General features: G+C 46.0%; 16 protein-coding genes and 1 riboswitch. All 16 genes read left to right on the top strand.

Annotated features, from left to right (window positions below):
• Window positions 1-108: 108 nt before the first annotated feature.
• Window positions 109-2,238, top strand: coding sequence for an HD domain-containing phosphohydrolase (locus ACEW8F_RS03925; RefSeq protein WP_373482164.1), 2,130 nt, complete (start codon window positions 109-111; stop codon window positions 2,236-2,238).
• Between the two features lie 36 nt (window positions 2,239-2,274).
• Window positions 2,275-2,733, top strand: coding sequence for a redoxin domain-containing protein (locus ACEW8F_RS03920; RefSeq protein ID WP_373482163.1), 459 nt, complete (start codon window positions 2,275-2,277; stop codon window positions 2,731-2,733).
• A gap of 153 nt (window positions 2,734-2,886) precedes the next feature.
• Window positions 2,887-3,195, top strand: coding sequence for a phytoene desaturase family protein (locus tag ACEW8F_RS03915; protein ID WP_373482162.1), 309 nt, complete (start codon window positions 2,887-2,889; stop codon window positions 3,193-3,195).
• On the top strand, window positions 3,155-3,517 hold the full coding sequence (locus tag ACEW8F_RS03910; protein WP_373482161.1) for a phytoene desaturase family protein: 363 nt from the start codon (window positions 3,155-3,157) through the stop codon (window positions 3,515-3,517). Before ACEW8F_RS03915 ends, ACEW8F_RS03910 begins: the two co-directional genes overlap by 41 nt.
• Window positions 3,514-4,380, top strand: coding sequence for a phytoene/squalene synthase family protein (locus ACEW8F_RS03905; RefSeq protein ID WP_373482160.1), 867 nt, complete (start codon window positions 3,514-3,516; stop codon window positions 4,378-4,380). Before ACEW8F_RS03910 ends, ACEW8F_RS03905 begins: the two co-directional genes overlap by 4 nt.
• Window positions 4,381-4,403: 23 nt before the next feature.
• A complete protein-coding gene (locus tag ACEW8F_RS03900) occupies window positions 4,404-4,625 on the top strand; it encodes a hypothetical protein (protein ID WP_373482159.1) in 222 nt (73 codons plus the stop codon).
• A gap of 14 nt (window positions 4,626-4,639) precedes the next feature.
• Window positions 4,640-5,485, top strand: coding sequence for a DUF92 domain-containing protein (locus ACEW8F_RS03895; RefSeq protein WP_373482158.1), 846 nt, complete (start codon window positions 4,640-4,642; stop codon window positions 5,483-5,485).
• A gap of 64 nt (window positions 5,486-5,549) precedes the next feature.
• Complete coding sequence (locus ACEW8F_RS03890) at window positions 5,550-6,518, top strand: tocopherol cyclase family protein (protein ID WP_373482157.1); 969 nt, start codon at window positions 5,550-5,552, stop codon at window positions 6,516-6,518.
• Window positions 6,519-6,614: 96 nt separating this feature from the next.
• Window positions 6,615-6,792: riboswitch (cobalamin riboswitch) on the top strand.
• Between the two features lie 113 nt (window positions 6,793-6,905).
• Window positions 6,906-7,946, top strand: a complete 1,041-nt coding sequence (locus ACEW8F_RS03885; protein WP_373482156.1) for an alcohol dehydrogenase catalytic domain-containing protein — start codon at window positions 6,906-6,908, stop codon at window positions 7,944-7,946.
• A gap of 93 nt (window positions 7,947-8,039) precedes the next feature.
• On the top strand, window positions 8,040-9,152 hold the full coding sequence (gene trpD, locus ACEW8F_RS03880; protein ID WP_373482155.1) for an anthranilate phosphoribosyltransferase: 1,113 nt from the start codon (window positions 8,040-8,042) through the stop codon (window positions 9,150-9,152).
• A gap of 43 nt (window positions 9,153-9,195) precedes the next feature.
• Entirely contained in the window at window positions 9,196-9,360 is a 165-nt protein-coding gene (locus ACEW8F_RS03875) for a hypothetical protein (protein WP_373482154.1), read from the top strand.
• Between the two features lie 260 nt (window positions 9,361-9,620).
• Entirely contained in the window at window positions 9,621-10,541 is a 921-nt protein-coding gene (locus tag ACEW8F_RS03870; protein ID WP_373482153.1) for a 5'-nucleotidase, read from the top strand.
• A gap of 4 nt (window positions 10,542-10,545) precedes the next feature.
• Window positions 10,546-12,063, top strand: a complete 1,518-nt coding sequence (locus ACEW8F_RS03865) for a TIGR02677 family protein (RefSeq protein WP_373482152.1) — start codon at window positions 10,546-10,548, stop codon at window positions 12,061-12,063.
• Window positions 12,050-13,207: a TIGR02678 family protein gene (locus ACEW8F_RS03860; protein WP_373482151.1), complete on the top strand. Its 1,158-nt coding sequence runs from the start codon at window positions 12,050-12,052 to the stop codon at window positions 13,205-13,207. Before ACEW8F_RS03865 ends, ACEW8F_RS03860 begins: the two co-directional genes overlap by 14 nt.
• Window positions 13,194-17,309, top strand: coding sequence for a TIGR02680 family protein (locus tag ACEW8F_RS03855; protein ID WP_373482150.1), 4,116 nt, complete (start codon window positions 13,194-13,196; stop codon window positions 17,307-17,309). The genes ACEW8F_RS03860 and ACEW8F_RS03855 overlap by 14 nt, the downstream gene beginning before the upstream one ends.
• A complete protein-coding gene (locus tag ACEW8F_RS03850) occupies window positions 17,296-18,606 on the top strand; it encodes a TIGR02679 domain-containing protein (protein ID WP_373482149.1) in 1,311 nt (436 codons plus the stop codon). Before ACEW8F_RS03855 ends, ACEW8F_RS03850 begins: the two co-directional genes overlap by 14 nt.
• Window positions 18,607-18,669 lie beyond the last annotated feature (63 nt).

Here is an 18,669-nt window from a genome sequence, read left to right as displayed (position 1 = left end):
ACTGTTGTCTTTAAGAATCATCAGTTTATGGACTGCTAAAATGAAAACGATTTTAAGATTGGGAATAACTAACAAAGTCATTGTAAAAAAAGACAGAGATGGTGTCAAATGAAACTGAAAGTTAAAACAATTATAATTGCCCTTTGTAGTGCCGCAGTGCTCTTGGGGATCACCTATGGGATTTTTTATTGGGTCTTTTACGGCTATGTTGATACCGCCGAGAGAAATCAGATCAATAAAGATTTTGAAATGGTTGAAACCATCATTGAAAATGAAAAAGAAAACCTCAATTGCATTTTGAAGGACTGGGCCTATTGGGACGATACCTATAATTTTATCAACGACGGTAATCCGACTTACGTGACAGTGAATCTTAATCAGGAAACACTGGAAAATCTGAGTTTGAATATGATGTTCTTTGTCAATCAAACCGGCGAGGTGGTGGGATCTGTGGATTTTGGCCTGACAGATGAAGAATCAGCCGCACTGGTGAAAAAAATCACCCAGAATAACTTTTACACCGGCTTACTGACAGATGATGAGGACACCAAAATAAATCTGATGATCCTCGACGGACAGGCCTATTTGATTGCAGCCGGGCGGGTTAACAATTCCAGCCATAATGCGGTAAGCAATGGCAGTATGGTGATGGTCAAAACCGTTGATGAAGAAATGACGGCTTATATTAAAGCGTTAACCGGAGTTAATGTGGAAATCAGAGAAGCGGCGTCGATGACCGTTATTTCGGAAAATCAAATTCTGAAAAGAGAATTCGATGGTAAACCCTATCTCACAGCCAGCCGGCTTTTGTTGGATGGCGCTGGCGAAAAAACCATTCTGATGACGATTTCCCGGATTGAAGAAAATTATAGCTTTGTCAAGCATCAGTTTAATCTCTTTATGGTCAGTTTCATTATCATTCTTTTCCTCATCCTCGGCATTGATTATTTTATCGTAAACTGTTATTTTTTAAAAAGAATCGAAAAGCTGATCGCCTTTACCAAAGAAGTAGGACTAAAACGAGACGCAACCCTATCCATCGAAATGGATGGACAGGATGAGCTTAAAACGCTGGCGGTTTCAATCAACCAGATGCTTCAAGAAATCAGCCAGGCCAATCAGAATATCAAATCCAATATCACAAAAAGGAAAATCAACGAGGAAGAAATCTTGTTTTTGAGTTATTCAGATCCTTTGACGCAGCTTAAAAATCGGGATTATATGAAAATGCATTTTGAAATTCTCGGTCAACAGCAAGGTGCCCATTATTTTATTATTATGTGCGATGTCAATGGACTTAAGTTGACCAATGATGCCTTTGGTCATCAGGAAGGTGATCAGGTCCTGATTGCGGTGAGCAATGTGCTGAGGCGATTGTGCCGTCCTACTGATATTATTTCAAGGTGGCCTGGAGATGAGTTTGTTATTTTACTCCAAGATATCAATCAGGAAAGGGTCTGCCAGATGATCCGGGATATTACCAATCAAATTGAGAAAATTTGCGATTTCCACTTGAATATCAGCGTCGCCATGGGTTATGCTGAAAGTAATGAGGTATTGAAAAGTCCGGAAGAGGTATTGAATTTGGCTGAAAATCGAATGTATCGCAATAAGCTGATGGAAAGTAGCAGCTCCCGAAATGCGACCATCCGCTCGCTGGCCAGAACCCTCCATGAAAAAAGCACGGAGACAGAAGCCCATACCATGCGGATTACCCAATTGAGCAAAGCGCTGGGCAGCCGTCTGGATCTGCGCAAAGATCAGATGGATGAATTGGAGTTGTTATCCCTGCTTCATGATATTGGCAAAATCGGGATACCGGAATATATCCTCGACAAACCGGCCAGGCTCAGCAATGAAGAATGGGAGATTATCAAAACCCATCCGGAGATTGGATACCGGATTGCCAAGTCAACTCCGGCACTTGAGCATATTGCCGAGTATATTTTGGCGCACCATGAAAAATATGACGGAACCGGCTATCCCAATGGGCTGAAAGCTCTGGAAATTCCATTTCTGGGTCGGATTATCAACGTGGTGGATTCCTTTGATGTGATCACTCACAGCCGCAGCTATAAAAAAGCCAGTGATTTGTCGTATGCCATCAGCGAATTGAAAGCTTGTTCCGGTACTCAATTTGATCCGGAAATCGTCAGTGTTTTTCTTAACATTATTGAAGAGGAAGGATTACCGGTGCAGTTGGAAATTCCAGTATCATTGGATAACCTGAAAAATTAAAATGCAAAAAATTAGAGATTAGAGGAGGAACAGTTCATGACAGAGATGATTCAATTGGGGGCAATGGCTCCGGATTTTACATTGCCGGATCAAAATGGTGAGGTGGTCACGCTGAGTCAGTTTAAAGGGAAAAAGGTGCTGCTATCCTGGCATCCGCTGGCCTGGACATCGGTGTGTACCGACCAGATGCGATCCCTGGACCGGAATGTGGAGCGATTCGAGGAAAAAAATACGGTGGTGTTGGGCCTCAGTGTTGATCCACAGCCCAGTAAATCGGTGTGGGCCCGGGCTTTATCCTTGAAACACATAAAAATTTTGTCGGACTTTGTGCCCTTAGGCGAAACGGCCAGAGCCTATGGTATCTTTAGTGAAGAACATGGAGCGTCAAAAAGAGCCAATATCTTGATCAATGAAGCGGGGATGGTGATCTGGGCAAAGAAGTATGAAATTCGCACCCTACCGGATGTGGAAGAAGTGCTGGGAAAAATGAAATAGGGTGGGAAACCGTTCATTTGCGCTGGCGAACTATCGAACCGGCAATAAAAAATCAGATTTGTCGACAGTATCAATGCCCTGGGTAACCGGGGTGTTTTTTGAATCATTTGGGGTATAAAAAAAAACATACTTGAAATGAAGGGATACAAAAGCATGAGCAGAAAGAAAATGATTGTCATCGGGGCAGGAGTCAGCGGCCTGGCAAGTGCAGTGCGGTTGTTAAGCGAGGGGTTTGAGGTTGATCTTTATGAGAAAAATAACCAGGTCGGGGGACGGATGGGTGTCATCAGCGGAAATGGCTTTACCTTTGATCTGGGTCCTACCATTTTGATGATGCCTCAGATTTATCAAGAGGTGTTTAGCAGTTGCGGCCGAAAGCCTGGCACCCCCGGGGCAACTGGGTCTTTATGTATTGGTGCCGGTGCCCAACTTAAAAGACGGGCCCCTTTCCTGGGAAGATGAAACCACAGTTACGGGCTATCGCAGACGGGCCTTTGAAAAAATCAGCCAGATCCTACCGCTGGAGGATTTTGAACAGCATATTATTTTTGAAAAAGCCTATACCCCCAGTGATTTCAGGGACGACTTTAATGCCCTGTTCGGAGCGACCTTTGGTTTGCGGCCGACCTTGTTACAAAGCAATTACTGGCGGCCTCAGCCTAAGGCTATGGGCTATGAAAATTTGTATTTTGCCGGATCCAGCGCCCATCCCGGCGCCGGCGTTCCGATTGTGCTGACATCGGCAAAGATTACGGTGGCGGAAGTGGTGAGGGATTTTAAATGATCGAAGAAGATATTCAAAAAGATTTAAACTGGTGCGAAACCTTGATTCAAAATAATTCCAGCAGCTTTTACCGGGCCTTCCGAAAATTGCCCCGCGAGCAGGCCCGGGCGGTATTTGCCATCTATGCCTTTTGCCGGATTGCCGATGATGCCATCGATGTGGATCACAACCCGGAGGTGGTTAAAGCAATGGCGGTCAAGCTCGCGGCTTTCGAGGTCGGGGAAACCCCGGATGAACCGATGTGGCGGGCGCTACGATGGGCGTTTGATCATTTTCCACTCAACATTCAACCGTTTCAGGAGATGCTCATCGGCCAGCTTCAGGATGTTGAGTTTCAGCAGCCCAAAAGCTTTAACAATCTGTTGGATTATTGCTATCTGGTGGCTGGAACCGTGGGCTTGATGCTTTGTCCCTTGCTGGCAAAACCGGTGACCATTGAAACTGAAAAATTATCGGTGGAATTGGGTATTGCCATGCAGCTTACCAATATTTTAAGAGATGTGGGCACGGACTATCAGTTGAATCGTATCTACCTGCCAGAGGATCTAATGATCGCCTTGGGGGTTAATCCGGAAGATCTGGCAGGACCGGAACCGACTCCGGAACTGATTAGGTTGTGGGAGCATCTGGCAGCCGAAGCGGAAAGTCGCTACCATCGAATTACAGTGAATTTGGATGCGTTTGACAAAAAGGCCCGTTTGCCGGTGTTGTTGTCCCTGCTTTATTATAGTAAGATAATAAAACGTTGTCGGAAGGCCCGGTATCGCTTGTTTGACGAGCGGATTTATGTTCCCGGGTGGGAAAAGTTCTGGCTTTTTGTAACAGCAAACGGACAGCTGTTATTGACAAGCTTTCGTCAATAAGCTGCGGTGAATGGAGGCATCAAATGGAAAATATCTGGAATTATCATCACATTATGGGAATCATCGTTTCGCTTATTTATGTGTTTAGTGTGATTTTTCTGGCCAAATTTTTAGAGCGATTCGGCAAAGAAGCCAGTCGCAAGGCGGTTCTGGCGACATTGCTCGAAGCCGTAACACCCCTGGGGATGGATAATCTAACCGTGCCATTGGTAAGTGCCGGGGCCTATTATTTTTTATTTGTCTGATCGGAGGTAGTAGAATGGAAAATTTAACAAACTATAGCCTGGCTGCTCAAACGGGATCGCCCCTGGAACATGTGGTTTATATTTTTCTGGCTTTAGCGGTTTCTGTTTTTGCATTAAGGCGAAATGCATTAACATTTTCGGCGGCCCTAGGAGCCTTTCTTCTGGCCGTGGTCTTGTATCTGGCCGGAGGGCCCTTGTTTTTTATTTTACTGATGGTCTTTTTTTTCAGTTCCACTTTTTTGTCGTATTTTAAAGCCAGCTTTAAAGACTCCATCGAAGCCAGAATCCATGCCAAGTCCGGCCCCCGGGACATTATTCAGGTGGTGGCTAATGGAGGTGCTGCGCTGATCATGGCGGTGCCTTTTGTATTATCTCAGAATCCCGCCTATCTGGTGGCGGTGGCAGCTGCATTTGCGGCCTGCAATGCTGATACCTGGGCTTCGGAAATTGGCATTCTCAGCCGTAAGGCGCCGGTTTCACTGATCACCTTAAAACCGGTCAATCCCGGTCTTTCCGGCGGCGTCAGTGTGCTGGGTCTGTTAGCTTCTTTGGGTGGAGCGGTGGTGGTGGCATTAACCTATGGTCTTTATCAGTTTGGCGCCGGAAACAGTGGCTTGCTGTTATGGAGTCAAATCGGTATTATTACTTTAGGCGGTGTGCTGGGGTCAATCCTGGACAGCCTAATGGGTGCTGTTATTCAGGCCAAGTATATCAGCCATGAAACGGGTGAGTTAACCGAGAAACCGGACCACAACAACAAACCCAATCAGTTATATAGCGGGATAACCTTTGTGAACAATGATTTTGTTAATTTTGCCAGTTCCTTATTGGCAGCCGCATTGGTTCTGATTTTAGTGTAGTGCCAAAGAATGCAATAATTAAGGCACAAAAAACTATTTTAGTGACATGAAAGGAATGCGACTTATGATCAAGCAGGCATTTTTTAAGGGAAAAAACAAAAAGAGACGGTATTTTGAAGGCTGGTATTTTAAATGTATCAGTGCCGATCGAAAAAATGCCATTGCCATTATTCCGGGAATGGCTATTAATCCTCAAGGGGAAAAGCATGCATTTATCCAGGTAATCAATGCCGTAAATGGACAAACCTGGTATCATCACTTTCCTTATTCTGAGTTCAGCGCCAGATCAGATGAGTTTGATGTGGAAATTGAGAATAATGGCTTTAATACCCAGGGTCTGTCTCTAAATGTGGATACAGAAGAAGGGAGCATTAAAGGACGGCTTACCTTTGCGAATATCCACCCCTTTCCTACCGGCCCAAAGAATCCCGGAATTATGGGCCCTTTTGGAATGTTGCCGTTTATGGAATGCTACCACGCCATCATCCATTTGTATCATGAAATAAAAGGTGATATTGAGCTGGACGGTGAGATCCTTGATTTTAATGGCGGCGTGGGTTATATCGAAAAAGACTACGGCCGTTCGTTTCCCAAAACTTACCTCTGGCTTCAGGCCAGTCATTTTGAAGGAAGAAATGCTTCTTTTGTTTTTTCACGGGCGAATATCCCCTTTTTAGGCATGGAGTTTCCGGGATTTTTTGCCTATTTCACTGATTTTAACGGGATTAACCGGCGCTTTGCCACCTATAATCGTTCCCGGCTGGTAAAATGGGAAGTTGATAAAGAGGCGGGAATCTGTGCCGGTGAGCTGGAAGGTCCAGCCGGGGCACTTGCCTTTAAAGCTCAGATGGCGGGGGGCGGAAGACTCCGGGCTCCGGTGGATGGATTGATGGACCGGGAGATCATCGAGAGCATTACTGCCGCGGTGTGGGTGCGTTTAACCGATCCGCAAGGGATCGTTTTGTTTGAAAGTTCCAGCAGTGAGGCGGGGATGGAAATCTGTATGGATGAAGAGATGGCGTCGAAAAAATAATTTTGACAAAAAAATTAATTCTGATGAAAAATAATGATTTCAAGTTGCCAAAAAAATGTTTTGTCAAGGATTGAAATTATGATATAATGGATCAAAATTGAATAATCGTTTTCAGGTGCCCTTCGGGGGAGAATAGGAAAATAAGTGAGAAGCTTATACGGGCCCGCCGCTGTAAATTGGGAATTTCTGTTAATATGCCACTGTTTTAAGAATGGGAAGGCAACAGAGATGATGATCATGAGTCAGAAGACCTGCCTGAGAATTAGATAATGAGAGATGTGGAAAGTCTGCGCTTTGTTAGCGTAGCTTTTTTTTGTTTAAAATAGGGTTAAACACCTTCTTTCAGAAAGGGTGTCAGATAATAAGAATAAAGAAGTGGAGATAGAAATGAAAGCAGTTGTTTTAAAAAAACCGGGAGAACTTGTTTTGGAAGACCGGGCCATGCCGGTCTGCGATGCCGATGAGTTGTTAGTGCGGGTCAGAGCCTGCAATATCTGCCGGACCGACTTAAAATGTGCCACCATCGGGCAACGGGATCTGGTTTATCCCCGAGTATTGGGACATGAAATTGCCGGGGAGATCATCGCCAAAGGCGGTAACGTCAGCGGTTATAAGATTGGCCAGCGGGTTCACGTTCATCCGGGAATTTCCTGTGGCGAGTGTGACTATTGTAAAAGTGGCCAGGACAATCTCTGTGATCAAATTAAGATTATGGGTTTCAATTTTGATGGCGGATTTCAGGAAGTGATCAAAATTGATCAAAAATCCCTGAAAGCTGGGGTGGTTAGTTTGATTAGTAATGACAGTTTGGCATATGAAGAGATATCCTTTATCGAACCGTTAGCTTGTTGCGTGAATATCCAGGACCGCCTGAAAATGAATTCAAAGTCGGTGTTGGTGATCATCGGTGGTGGGCGTTTAGGTCTACTAAATTTGTTTTTGGCAAAAGCTGAAGGTGTCCGCAACGTTATCCTGATTGAAGAAAATCAGGACCGGCGCAACCGTGGTAAAGAATTTGGCTTTGATGCTGTTTTCAGGGGCACCGAGCCGGATTTTCTAAATCAGCTGCAAAGGTGTACCAACAACCGGGGAGTGGATGTAGTCATTCCCTGTTGTCCGGGACCAAAGGCCCTGGATCTGGCCTTGCAGATTTTACGCAAAAAAGGAAAACTGGGATACTTTAGCGGCATTACCCGGGATGACACCTTTTATCCAGACATCAATCTGATTCACTACAAGGAAATTTCAGTGGTGGGATCCTATGGCTGCAGTGTTAAGCATGGCCGGAAGGCCAAAACCTTGCTGGAATCAAAAAAAGTTAATGTACACCCCCTTATTTCCCATCGGGTTAAACTGACAGAACTGGCCCGGGGAATGGATTATATCAGAAATGGCGATGGCTATTCAACCATTGTGGTGATGAACTGATGGGCGTTTGTGAAAGCGATGCTTACGCCGTTGTGGATTCATTAAAAACAACGAATAATAAAAATTAACAGGAAAAATTCAAGGAGAAATCAAATGGAAAAAACAATCAGTATGAAAGATTATGGTCAGGTGATTACCCAGTTGATCAATAAAGAAAACCTGTCAAAAGATGATTCCAAAGAAATGTTTATGGAAATTTTAAGTGATAAACAAACGGCCATGCAGCAGGGCGCTTTTTTAGCGGCACTCAGTGCCAAAGGGGCGACACCGGAGGAAGTGGCCGGGAGTTTTGAAGCAATTTATGAGGTGGACACCTTTAAGGTGGAACCGGTCACCGAGTTTCCGATTGTGGATAACTGCGGCACCGGGATGGATAGTTTTAAAACCTTCAACATCAGCACCGCAGCATCAATTATTGCAGCAGCAGCGGGAATTCCGATGGCCAAACACGGTTCCCGGGCGTTGACCTCGGTATGCGGAACCATCGATGTGCTGGAAGCATTGGGCATCGATATGGATTCCAGTGTGGAGCTGGTCAAAGAAAGCATTGAAAAAGCCGGTATTGGTATTTTCAACGGGATGAGCCCGGAAGTTCACCCCGTGGCGCTGGGCCGGGTTTTATCGCAGATTTCCTTTGGCAGTGTGCTGAATATTTCGGCGTCCCTGGCCAATCCGGCGCTTCCGCAGTATGGGGTAAGAGGTGTTTATTCGAAAGAAATGTTGGCGTTTGTGCCCCAGATTATGGCGGAGATCGGTTATAAACGGGCCATTGTTGTTTATGGAGAAGTTGGCGAGCAATCGATTGATGAGGCTTCGACCATCGGGACCACCTATATTGCTGAGCTGAAAGAAGATGGCACTGTGGAAAACTACTCGTTTAATCCACAGGATATGTTGATAACTCCGGGAATTGTGGATGAAATCCGAACGTTTGAGTCAGTGGAAGCGTCGGCTTTGTGTATTGTGCGACTTTTGAACGGGCAAGAAACCAAAACTCGGGAGGACATTGTTGCCCTAAATGCCGGTCTGATTCTGTATTTAAGAGACAAGGCGCCCAGCATTCGGGAAGGCTATGAAATGGCCCTGGAACTTATTCACAACGGCGCCGCCTGGGAAAAACTGAAAACCTGGGTTAAATACCAGAACCGGGATCGGCTTAAGGGACTCTCGACCTTATATGATCTGGAAGCAAAGGCCATGATATAGGATGATTCTTTATGCGCTAAAATCAGCTGAAGGATATCTTAAAATGGCAGAAAATAAGGCGTTTAACCTGGTTGGTATCAACAAAGCCAGTGTTTATCCGGAAACCGAACTGGCCATGCTGAAAGTGTTAAAATCTGAACTGCAGGAGCAGCTTCCGAGCCTGCGCATTATTAAAATAACGCTGGCCGAAACGGATCATTTCGCTTAAGTAAATATCAGACAGGATTCCCTTTACTATCTACCATTCAGGTGATATGATAAGAATATTAAAATTTAATTGCAAGAACCTTTCTCGTTGAGAAAGGTTCTTTTGGCATGTGGATAAGATTTGCCGGCCGAGAAAAATTAGCGCTGGCAAATATTATCCACAATTGTCGATAAAATCAACACAATTGTGGATAACATGATCTTTTAACAGAAGAATTTAGACTAAGCTATCATTATCATATAGAAAATAAGGGGAATAACATGCATAAATTTGAAAACTGTTTGGTCGTTGGCATCTCATCCCGGGCCCTTTTTGATCTGGAAGCGGAAAATCAGATTTTTAATGAAGAAGGGGTGGAGGCCTATACCAACTATCAGATTGAACACGAGAATGATCTGTTAAAACCGGGGACGGGATTTGCCTTAATCAAGGCCTTGCTGAAGCTCAACGAAATCGGTTCAGAGGAACGGAAAACCGAAATCATTGTGATGTCCCGCAACAATGCCGATAGCAGTCTGCGGATTTTTAACTCGATTAAACATTACCAATTGGATATAACCCGGGCGGCTCTGGTCAGTGGTGCCCTGCTTTCACCCTATCTGGAGGCTTTTAATACCGATCTTTTTCTTTCTGCCAATGAGGAAGATGTTCAGGAGGCCATTAATGCCGGGGTGGCGGCGGGGATTATTTATACCCAGCACCTGGCTTATGAGGAAGTAACGGAAATCGATCAGATCCGGATTGCCTTTGATGGCGATGCGGTGCTTTTTTCGGATGAGTCGGAGCAGATCTATAAAAGTCAGGGTATCGAAGCCTTTCAGGCCAACGAAACGAAGAACGCCCGAAAGCCCTTGCCGGAGGGACCTTTTGCCAAGTTTTTAAAAACCCTGTCGGCGATTCAGAAGGAGTTTGATAAAAGTCAGGCACCGATCCGCACAGCCCTGGTCACGGCCAGAAATGCTCCGGCCCACGAGCGGGTGATCCGGACCCTGCGGGCCTGGGATGTGCGGATTGATGAAGCCTTTTTCCTCGGTGGGATGAGCAAGCAGGAGGTACTTAAGGCCTTCGGTGCCCACATCTATTTTGACGACCAGGCCATCCACACCGATGCAACTGCGGAGTTTGTCCCCTCTGCCCGGGTGCCGTATAAGAACAATGAAGAAAATAAGGAACAGGAATAATTTAATGAAGTTTGAAGTCACCGGAAAATTAACCAAACAAATTGATGAGATGCGCTATCTGACGGCGGAAAATGCCTGGCGCTATCGGAGCATTTTACGCTTTTTTTATAGCCAATCTGAGAAAATGAAGAACTGGCTTTATAAGGAAGATATTTTTGCCGCCTTGAAAGAGTATGACGAATTTGCGAGCTACACCCTGGAACAATGCAAACAGGATCTGGATGTGCTGTTGTCCTGGAAAAATCTTTCCGCCTATCAGGATACTGCCAAGGTCTCCACGGTGGAGGAATTCAAGAATAAACAGTTTCGTTATCAGATGACCCCTTACACGGTCGAAATTGAGCGTCTCACGATTCGCCTGGAGAATCTGTCGGTGGAAAGTGCCTCGCTTGAACCGACCCTGCTGGAACGGCTCCGGGAAGAACTTAAAAAGCTGCCTCAGGTGGCAAAACTGAGTGAAAAAGAAGCAGGCAACTGGTGGAATGGGGTCAACAATGATTTTAAACGCCTGAACCAGAATTATCAGGACTATATCCGCGATCTGTATTCCATTAAAGCCGAGGAAATGATGAAAACCAAGGCTTTTATGGTTTTTAAGGATCGCTTTATTGAATACCTGAGAGACTTTGTCAAAGGACTGCAAAACCATGCCAATGCGATTGAACATATTCTTTTCCATCTTCATCCCAGTGCGGTGGAGGCGGTTTTGACCAAGGCCATCGCTTATGAGCTGTCGATCCCACGAATTGATGCCGACATCGATGCCACTGGAATTAGAGACAACATCTTAGGTCGCTGGGACAATCTGAATGCCTGGTTTTTAGGGGAGCATGGCAATTTCAGCGAAGCCGCCAAGCTGATGGAGATTACTAACGATATTATCCGCAAAATTACCCGTTATGCCGCCCAGATTTCTGAAAGCCGCAGCAGTGCCATAAACCGCAAGGAAGAATATCGGAAGCTGGCCGAGCTTTTTGATGCCTGTGGAAATATTAAAGAAGCCCACCAGCTTTCCAGTCTGTCTTTTGGTCTTTTTCAGATGAAGCACTTAAAGTCCGACCAGTTTCGCGAAACCGAGAGTATCAACAGCCAGATCTTTGAGGAAATGCCGGGCAGTACCCTGTTAAAGCCCCGGGTTCGGGGCTATAAGGAAAAAGCGCAGCGGAACCCGATTCGTAGCCATGCCGAAAAGAAGGCCGCGATGAAAAAAAAGATCCAGATGATCCGGGAAATCGAGAAAAGAACGATGGACAGTTATGTTCTGGATGGTTGCATTGATTTTGAAAAACTACCAGTGATTGAGGGTCATGTCCGTAGCACCCTGCTGAAATGGCTCAGCAAGGGGATTGTAAATAGCGATAAAAAAGGAAAAACCGAGGATGGTCAGATTTTTCAGGTCGAGATCCCAGGGGATCAACGCCGCCGCTGTCTGTTGCGCTGTGACGATGGCAATCTCGAAATGCCAGCCTATGTGATCCGCTTTTTGGATCAGAAACAGGAGGTGCAGGATGAAAGAGCTTGAAATCCTGCTGGATCAATACTGGGTTATTAAGGATGACAACAAGGACTTGTTTTATCAGGTCAAGGACAGCATCCCGCAGTTTAAAACCTTCTTGAGTGATAAGCTGGGTTATGGACTGGTGATGAACCAGCATCTGATAAAACTGGAAAAAATCCCCGGTTCGCCCGAACCCTTTATGGGTATTCAGGCATTTACCGATACGATCGAATATGTGCTCTTGTGTCAGTTGCTGATGTTTCTGGAAGACCGCTCCCGGGATGAACAGTTTGTCTTATCAGAAATCACCGAATTCATTGCCGGCAATCCGATTGCTAAGGAAAAAATTGACTGGACGCTGTTTAGCCACCGGAAGCATTTCATCAAGGTGCTGCGTTTCGCCCAGGACCTGGGTTTGATGCACGTAAACGATGGCGATGATCAGAAATTTGTCCAGGATGATGGCACCGAGGTCTTATATGAAAGCACTGGGTTGTCCCGTTATCTGGTGCGCCATTTTACCGCCGATATTAACGATTTTAAAAGCGTCAGAGATTTAGAAAATGCTGAATGGGGGGATCTCAATGCCGATCGCGGCGTGATCCGGCGGCAACGGGTTTACCGCAAGCTGCTCATGGAGCCGGTGGTTTATTCCCAGAGAGCCGATGATGTCGATTATGATTATATCAAAAAGCAGCGGGGGCTGATCGAAGCTGACTTTTTAAAATATCTGGAGTATCCCCTGCATGTTCACAAAAACGGAGCCCTGTTGCTGGTACCGGCAGACAAAAATCTTAAGGATGCTTTTCCCAATACTAAAGCGATCTGCGATATTACCCTGTTGTTTTGCGCAATGATGCGGCGACGACTTGAGACGAAAAAACTGCGGCTTGATAGCTCCGGAGGAATCCGACTGTCCCGGGTGGCCTTTGATCAGCTGGTGACAAAACTGAAGCAGGAAAGCAGGGAAAACTGGAGCAAAGAATATCGGGAAATGACGGCAGCCACCCTGTCAGACCATCTGGTGTCCTATATGGAAGACTTTAAGATGCTGGCTCAGGGTGATGACCAGCGGGAAATTGAGATCCTGCCTTTAGCAGGAAAACTGATCGGAAGCTACCCGGACGAGGTGGAGGAAAAAACGGTGAAAAATAATGGAAAAAAATAATCGAAACAATAAAATGCCGGACAATCGCTGGGTGATCAACCGGGCGGGGCTGGTTAATTTCTGGTATTATGATGAGGAAACCTTTGATTTTGCCAATGGCCGACTGCTCCTTCGGGGTTCCAACGGTTCGGGGAAATCAGTGACGATGCAGAGCTTTATTCCACTGCTGCTGGATGGCAATAAAAGCCCGGAGCGGCTCGATCCCTTTGGTTCCAAGGCGCGAAAAATTGAAAATTACATTCTTGGTGATGATGAAAACGGTAAAGAGGAATCGATCGGTTATCTGTTTATGGAATTCAAAAAGAAACACTCCGAGAACCTCGCAACCATTGGCATGGGCTTTAAGGCCAAACGGGGAAAACCGATGAACTCCTGGGGCTTTTCGATCACCGATGGTCGGCGGATCGGTGAGGATTTCTTTTTATACAAGCAGCTGGGTGAAAAAATACCCCTGACCATGCGGGAGCTGGAAAACCGAATCGGGACAGGCGGCCAAGTGGTGGAGGGTCAGAAAAACTATATGAAGCTGGTCAACGACCTGATCTTTGGTTTTGATGATCTGGAGGAATACGATGAGCTGGTCAAACTGCTGGTACAGCTGCGCAGTCCCAAGCTGTCCAAGGACTTTAAGCCCACGGTTATCTATGAGATCATGGAAAACTCATTACAGCCCTTATCCGAGGATGATCTGCGGCCGATGTCCGAAGCGATTGAAAACATGGATAACATCAAGAGTCGGCTGGAGGTGTTAAAGGAGTGTAAGGGGGCATCCGATCGCATCCGTCACGCCTTTGACCGCTATAATCAGTTCATTGTGGTGGACAAGGCCCGGCATTATGATGAGGCTTATCAACAACTGGCCGAGCAAAAAAAACGCCATGAAAAGCTGGGCCGGGAGATTCAGACCACCCGTACTGAAATCGACAATCTGAATCAAACCATCAACGATCTGGCGATTCAACTGGAAACCCAGCAGGGAAAAAAGCAGGAACTGGAAGCGCATGACAGTGTTGTGATCCGCGAAAAAATCATCAAAACGGAAGAAGAAATCGAGCAAAAAAATCGCCAACGGTTGGAAAAAGACCAGCATCACGAGACCAAAAGACAGCAGGAACGAGAGCTCGATAATCAGATCACCGGTTACCGTCAGGAAGTGGCAGCCGGAGAGCAGTCGATTTGCCGGCAATTGGATGAGATGGATGAGCTGGCCGAAGCCTTTGCCTTTGATGAACACGCCTTCACCCGCGATGAAATCACCAAAGCGCTGACTGAAGCCTATGATTTTACCTATATCAGCAACACCCTGACCGCCCATAGCCAGACCATTGCCCAGGCGATCAGGGCAATGGAAAAGCAGAAGCAGATCGCCGACAGCTATGAAAAACTGTTGCTGGAGCTGGACACGCTCAAAAAAGAACAACAGGAAAAAGAGCGGTTGTTGGAACAGGCCAACCGCCAGTTAATGGAAATTCAGGATGAAACCGTGGAAAAACTTCATCTCAATAATCAGCATAATTGCGAATACATCATTCCGGTGGAGGGTTTGAGCCAATTGGCCCGGGAAATCCGGCAGTTTGGTCCCGATGCCAATGTCAATAGCATTTCCCGGATCCTGCAGGAGGAGTACCACCACCAGGAAGCTGTCAAACGGGAGCAGCTTTACGGGGAACAATCACTTTGGGCTCAGATTGATAAGGAGAAAAAATCGAAACAGGCCGAAATTGAGGCCTGGCAGAAGATTAAAGATCCCGAACCACTAAGGGCCGAGAAGGTTATCGAAAACCGAAAAAAACTGGTCGTACTGGGAATTCCCCATGTACCGCTTTATAAGGCGCTGGACTTTGTCGAAGGAATTGATGAAAAAAACCGGGCCGCCATTGAAGAGGCGCTGGCCGATATGGGGATTCTGGATGCTCTGATTTTGCCGGCGGACCAGCGGGAAAAACTGCATCTGACACCGGAGCTCAGCGGCGATCACTATCTTTTTCCCGAGCCGCAATTTATGGTTCACAGCATCAACCAGTACCTGAAGGTCGATGACGCCCTTGTTGGGATTTCAAAGGAAGAGATAGCCAATGTGCTAAATAGTATCCTGATTGATCATACCCACCACACCCATATGGATGAAAAGGGCAATTATCGCCTGGGAATCTTATGGGGACGAGCGACCGGTAATGAGACCGCCCGATTTATTGGCGCGTCAGCCAGAAAAAAATATCGGGAGGAAAAACTTAGCAGCCTCGAAGCCGAACTAAGTGCGATTACCGCCCGGCTGGCGGCCAAGACCCAAATCCTTGATCAGATCAAGGAATCATTAGCGCTGCTTCTGCAGGAGTACGATGCCAGCTTTGATCCGGAAGATTTGATCACCGCTGCCACGGTGGTCAAGCAGGCCGAATTTGACGCCCGGATGAGTGACAAGGCCGTGGAAAAAATAAGTGGCGAAGAAAATAGCTGCTATAAGCAGCTGCAGCAGATCAAGGAAACGGTTCACCGGATTACCCTTCGGATTACCCTCCCCCCGGATTTAGAAACCTATGAAGCAGCCCAGGCAGCAGCGACAAGCTATGGCAGAGAATTGCACCAGTTAGAAAAAATCGCCATTCAGCTGCAGCACAGTCAAGCCAGTCTGCGGGTGGCCGAAAACCGTTACGAGGAAATCCTGCAGGAAATTGATGATCTCCTTTATGAGATCAACCAGATTAATCAAACCCGTTCAGCCATGGAAATCACCCGGGTAAACTTAAGCGCACAGTTACAACTGACCGATTATCAGGCCATCAAGGCGGAACTGGAGCACTGCCTGAGCGCTTTAAAGACCCTGCCTAAAGAAGAAAAAGAAGCGGAAAGAGCTCTGGAACGGCAAAAGCTTGGGCTGGAGCACTTTTTTAAAGAACAGGAGACAGTTAAAAACACCCTGGTACTGACGGAAAAAGTTTTTCAGCTGATGGAAGATGCTTTTAAGGAAGAACTGGATCTGGGCTATCTGATCCGCTTAACTGAAACCCCGCTGGTCGAACAGGCTCGGGAGCTGATGCAAAAAAATCCGCAGTCGGAGAAACAGAACAAGGAGCAGATTACCCTGCGGCTGATGGAAATTTTTAAAGACAATAGCCAGTATCTGCGCGAATATGCCGTCAACAGCCAGTATGTTTTTGAAGATCAGCCGCTTGATGAGGATAATGAAGCTATTAAGCAGGTTGGGGATCTGCGGCAACGGATAAATATCACCGCCAGGGTCTCGGGCAAGGTGGTTAACTTTTATGATTTATCCGATCATCTAAAAGACAGTCTGGACGAAACCGATAGGCTGCTAAAAGAAAGCGACCGGGAATTGTTTGAAGACATTCTGGTTAAAAACATCAGCAAAAAAATCAGCGCCCGGATTTTCCACAGTGAAAAATGGGTTGATAATATGAATCAGTTGATGGAGAAAATGGACACCTCGATGGGGCTGAGCTTTAGTCTAAAATGGGCCAGCAAAAAAGCCGAAACTGAAGAGCAGCTGGATACCAAAAAGCTGGTCAACCTGCTGAAAATGGATGGTAATCTGTTGCGGGATGAGGATCTCAATGCCCTTTCCGAACATTTCCGTTCAAAAATTGCTCTGGCCCGACGCACCCTGGAAGATCAGGGCGTTAATCTGACTTTCCATTCGATTATGCGGGATATTCTGGATTATCGGAAGTGGTTTGAGTTTAAGCTCTTTTTCAAGAAAACTGGCCAACTCAGTAAGGAGCTCACCAATAACGGCTTTTTTAAATTCAGTGGCGGGGAAAAGGCGATGGCGATGTATGTGCCCTTATTTTCCGCCGTCAACGCCCGGTATGAGGCCGCCGGCAAAGAAAGTGCCCGGATTCTTTCGCTTGATGAGGCCTTTGCCGGGGTCGATGAACAAAATATCCGCGATATGTTCCGCCTGCTTAACGAGCTGGATCTCAGTTATATCGTCAATTCTCAAATTCTCTGGGGAGATTATGACACCGTCGATTCGCTGGCGATCAGCGAGCTGATTCGCCCGGACAATGCTGATTTTGTCACCGTGCTGCGTTACCACTGGAACGGCAAGGTGCGAAAACTGGTGATCGATGATGCCTCATGAGTTTGCCGCTTATCTCAAAGCCAATCCCGGCTATCATCGGATTATCAAACAGATCCGGGAAAAATATGAGTCGCTTGGTCATCTCGGCGGTACCATCCGCTTAGATCAGCTAAGCACGGACGAGCGAGAGGTATTAAGAAGTCTATTTAAAAAGAATTATCTTCAGAAAAGTGCCAGCTTCCCGGTCGAAAAATTTATCAGTGCCTTTGAAACCACCCGCTATCGGGGCATCGATTTTGAAGCGGTACTGAGCTGTTATTTTGGCGAAAAGCTGAGCTGGAAAAAGGATTTGAGAAGTCAGTATGAAGACGAGAAAAGTCAGTATTATGATGAAATTATACACGTCGTTAAGGGATCACCGGCGGCATTGTGGTTGGAAGATGTTCTGACAAATAAAAACAATGCCTATTCGCTGCTTAATTTGAAGTATAACGAAGATCCTGAGCATTTGAACGGAATCTTGATCGAAGTTTGTAATGGCTTGAATCAATGTGTGAACCAACCGGAAAAGGTGCGGCTGGCTCTCTTTGCTTCCCAAATCACTAAAGATCCCCATGCCTTTGATATGAACCGGGATGGCGGCCGCCTGCTTCTTTACGCATTAAGTGCCCATTATAAACTTGATTATCCCCAAAATGCTGAAGCACAGATGGAACTGTTATACCAGGCCGGCCTTATTTATGATGAGGTTTCTAATTACACCATCTGCCGGGGGATTCGGGCGTTTGTCGGCGAAAAAATCCATTCCGGTTGGGCAGGCTTTGCCGATTGCAGTGAACCGCTGCACATCTCGCTTTGGAATATCGGTATGATCGAGGGGGTGAGTTGTGTTAACAGCCGGGTCTTTGTTTTTGAAAACCCGACCGTATTCAGTGAAATAGCTGGGATTCTGGAAGATCGGCCTTGCTCTTTGATTTGTTCAGCTGGCAACGTCAAGGTAGCCACTCTATTGTTGCTGGATAAAATTGTCGAGGGCGGCAGTGAGATTTATTATGGCGGTGACTTTGATCCGGAGGGATTGATTATTGCCGATAAGCTCAAAAAAAGATACGGCGAAAAATTAGTCTTATGGCATTTTACTCCGGAAGCTTATGAAAAGATCCAGTCGAAAAAGATGATCTCAGCAGCCCGCTTAAAAAAGCTGGATAAGATTGAGTCGCCGGAATTAAAAAAGTTGGCTGAAACGATTAAAAAATCCGGTTACAGTGGCTATCAGGAAATGATGGTGGAGGTTTATCTTAAAGATATCGTAAACAGAATATCAAAATTCTTTAATCCAGTTAAAGAATCGATTTAAATAAACGGCATGGGTCAATTGCATAAGTCAATTGCATTTATAAATCAAAAAAGAATCCTCTGA

It is taken from the genome of Acetobacterium sp., from assembly GCF_041752335.1.
In the GTDB taxonomy this organism is placed as follows: Bacteria; Bacillota; Clostridia; order Eubacteriales; family Eubacteriaceae; genus Acetobacterium.
This window is presented reverse-complemented; position numbering and strand designations above follow the sequence as displayed.

Coding starts and splice junctions, on each gene's coding strand:
- ACEW8F_RS03925 (WP_373482164.1), top strand. CDS start 109: ATGAAACTGAAAGTTAAAACAATTATAATTGCCCTTTGTAGTGCCGCA.
- ACEW8F_RS03920 (WP_373482163.1), top strand. CDS start 2,275: ATGACAGAGATGATTCAATTGGGGGCAATGGCTCCGGATTTTACATTG.
- ACEW8F_RS03915 (WP_373482162.1), top strand. CDS start 2,887: ATGAGCAGAAAGAAAATGATTGTCATCGGGGCAGGAGTCAGCGGCCTG.
- ACEW8F_RS03905 (WP_373482160.1), top strand. CDS start 3,514: ATGATCGAAGAAGATATTCAAAAAGATTTAAACTGGTGCGAAACCTTG.
- ACEW8F_RS03900 (WP_373482159.1), top strand. CDS start 4,404: ATGGAAAATATCTGGAATTATCATCACATTATGGGAATCATCGTTTCG.
- ACEW8F_RS03895 (WP_373482158.1), top strand. CDS start 4,640: ATGGAAAATTTAACAAACTATAGCCTGGCTGCTCAAACGGGATCGCCC.
- ACEW8F_RS03890 (WP_373482157.1), top strand. CDS start 5,550: ATGATCAAGCAGGCATTTTTTAAGGGAAAAAACAAAAAGAGACGGTAT.
- ACEW8F_RS03885 (WP_373482156.1), top strand. CDS start 6,906: ATGAAAGCAGTTGTTTTAAAAAAACCGGGAGAACTTGTTTTGGAAGAC.
- trpD (WP_373482155.1), top strand. CDS start 8,040: ATGGAAAAAACAATCAGTATGAAAGATTATGGTCAGGTGATTACCCAG.
- ACEW8F_RS03875 (WP_373482154.1), top strand. CDS start 9,196: ATGGCAGAAAATAAGGCGTTTAACCTGGTTGGTATCAACAAAGCCAGT.
- ACEW8F_RS03870 (WP_373482153.1), top strand. CDS start 9,621: ATGCATAAATTTGAAAACTGTTTGGTCGTTGGCATCTCATCCCGGGCC.
- ACEW8F_RS03865 (WP_373482152.1), top strand. CDS start 10,546: ATGAAGTTTGAAGTCACCGGAAAATTAACCAAACAAATTGATGAGATG.
- ACEW8F_RS03860 (WP_373482151.1), top strand. CDS start 12,050: ATGAAAGAGCTTGAAATCCTGCTGGATCAATACTGGGTTATTAAGGAT.
- ACEW8F_RS03855 (WP_373482150.1), top strand. CDS start 13,194: ATGGAAAAAAATAATCGAAACAATAAAATGCCGGACAATCGCTGGGTG.
- ACEW8F_RS03850 (WP_373482149.1), top strand. CDS start 17,296: ATGATGCCTCATGAGTTTGCCGCTTATCTCAAAGCCAATCCCGGCTAT.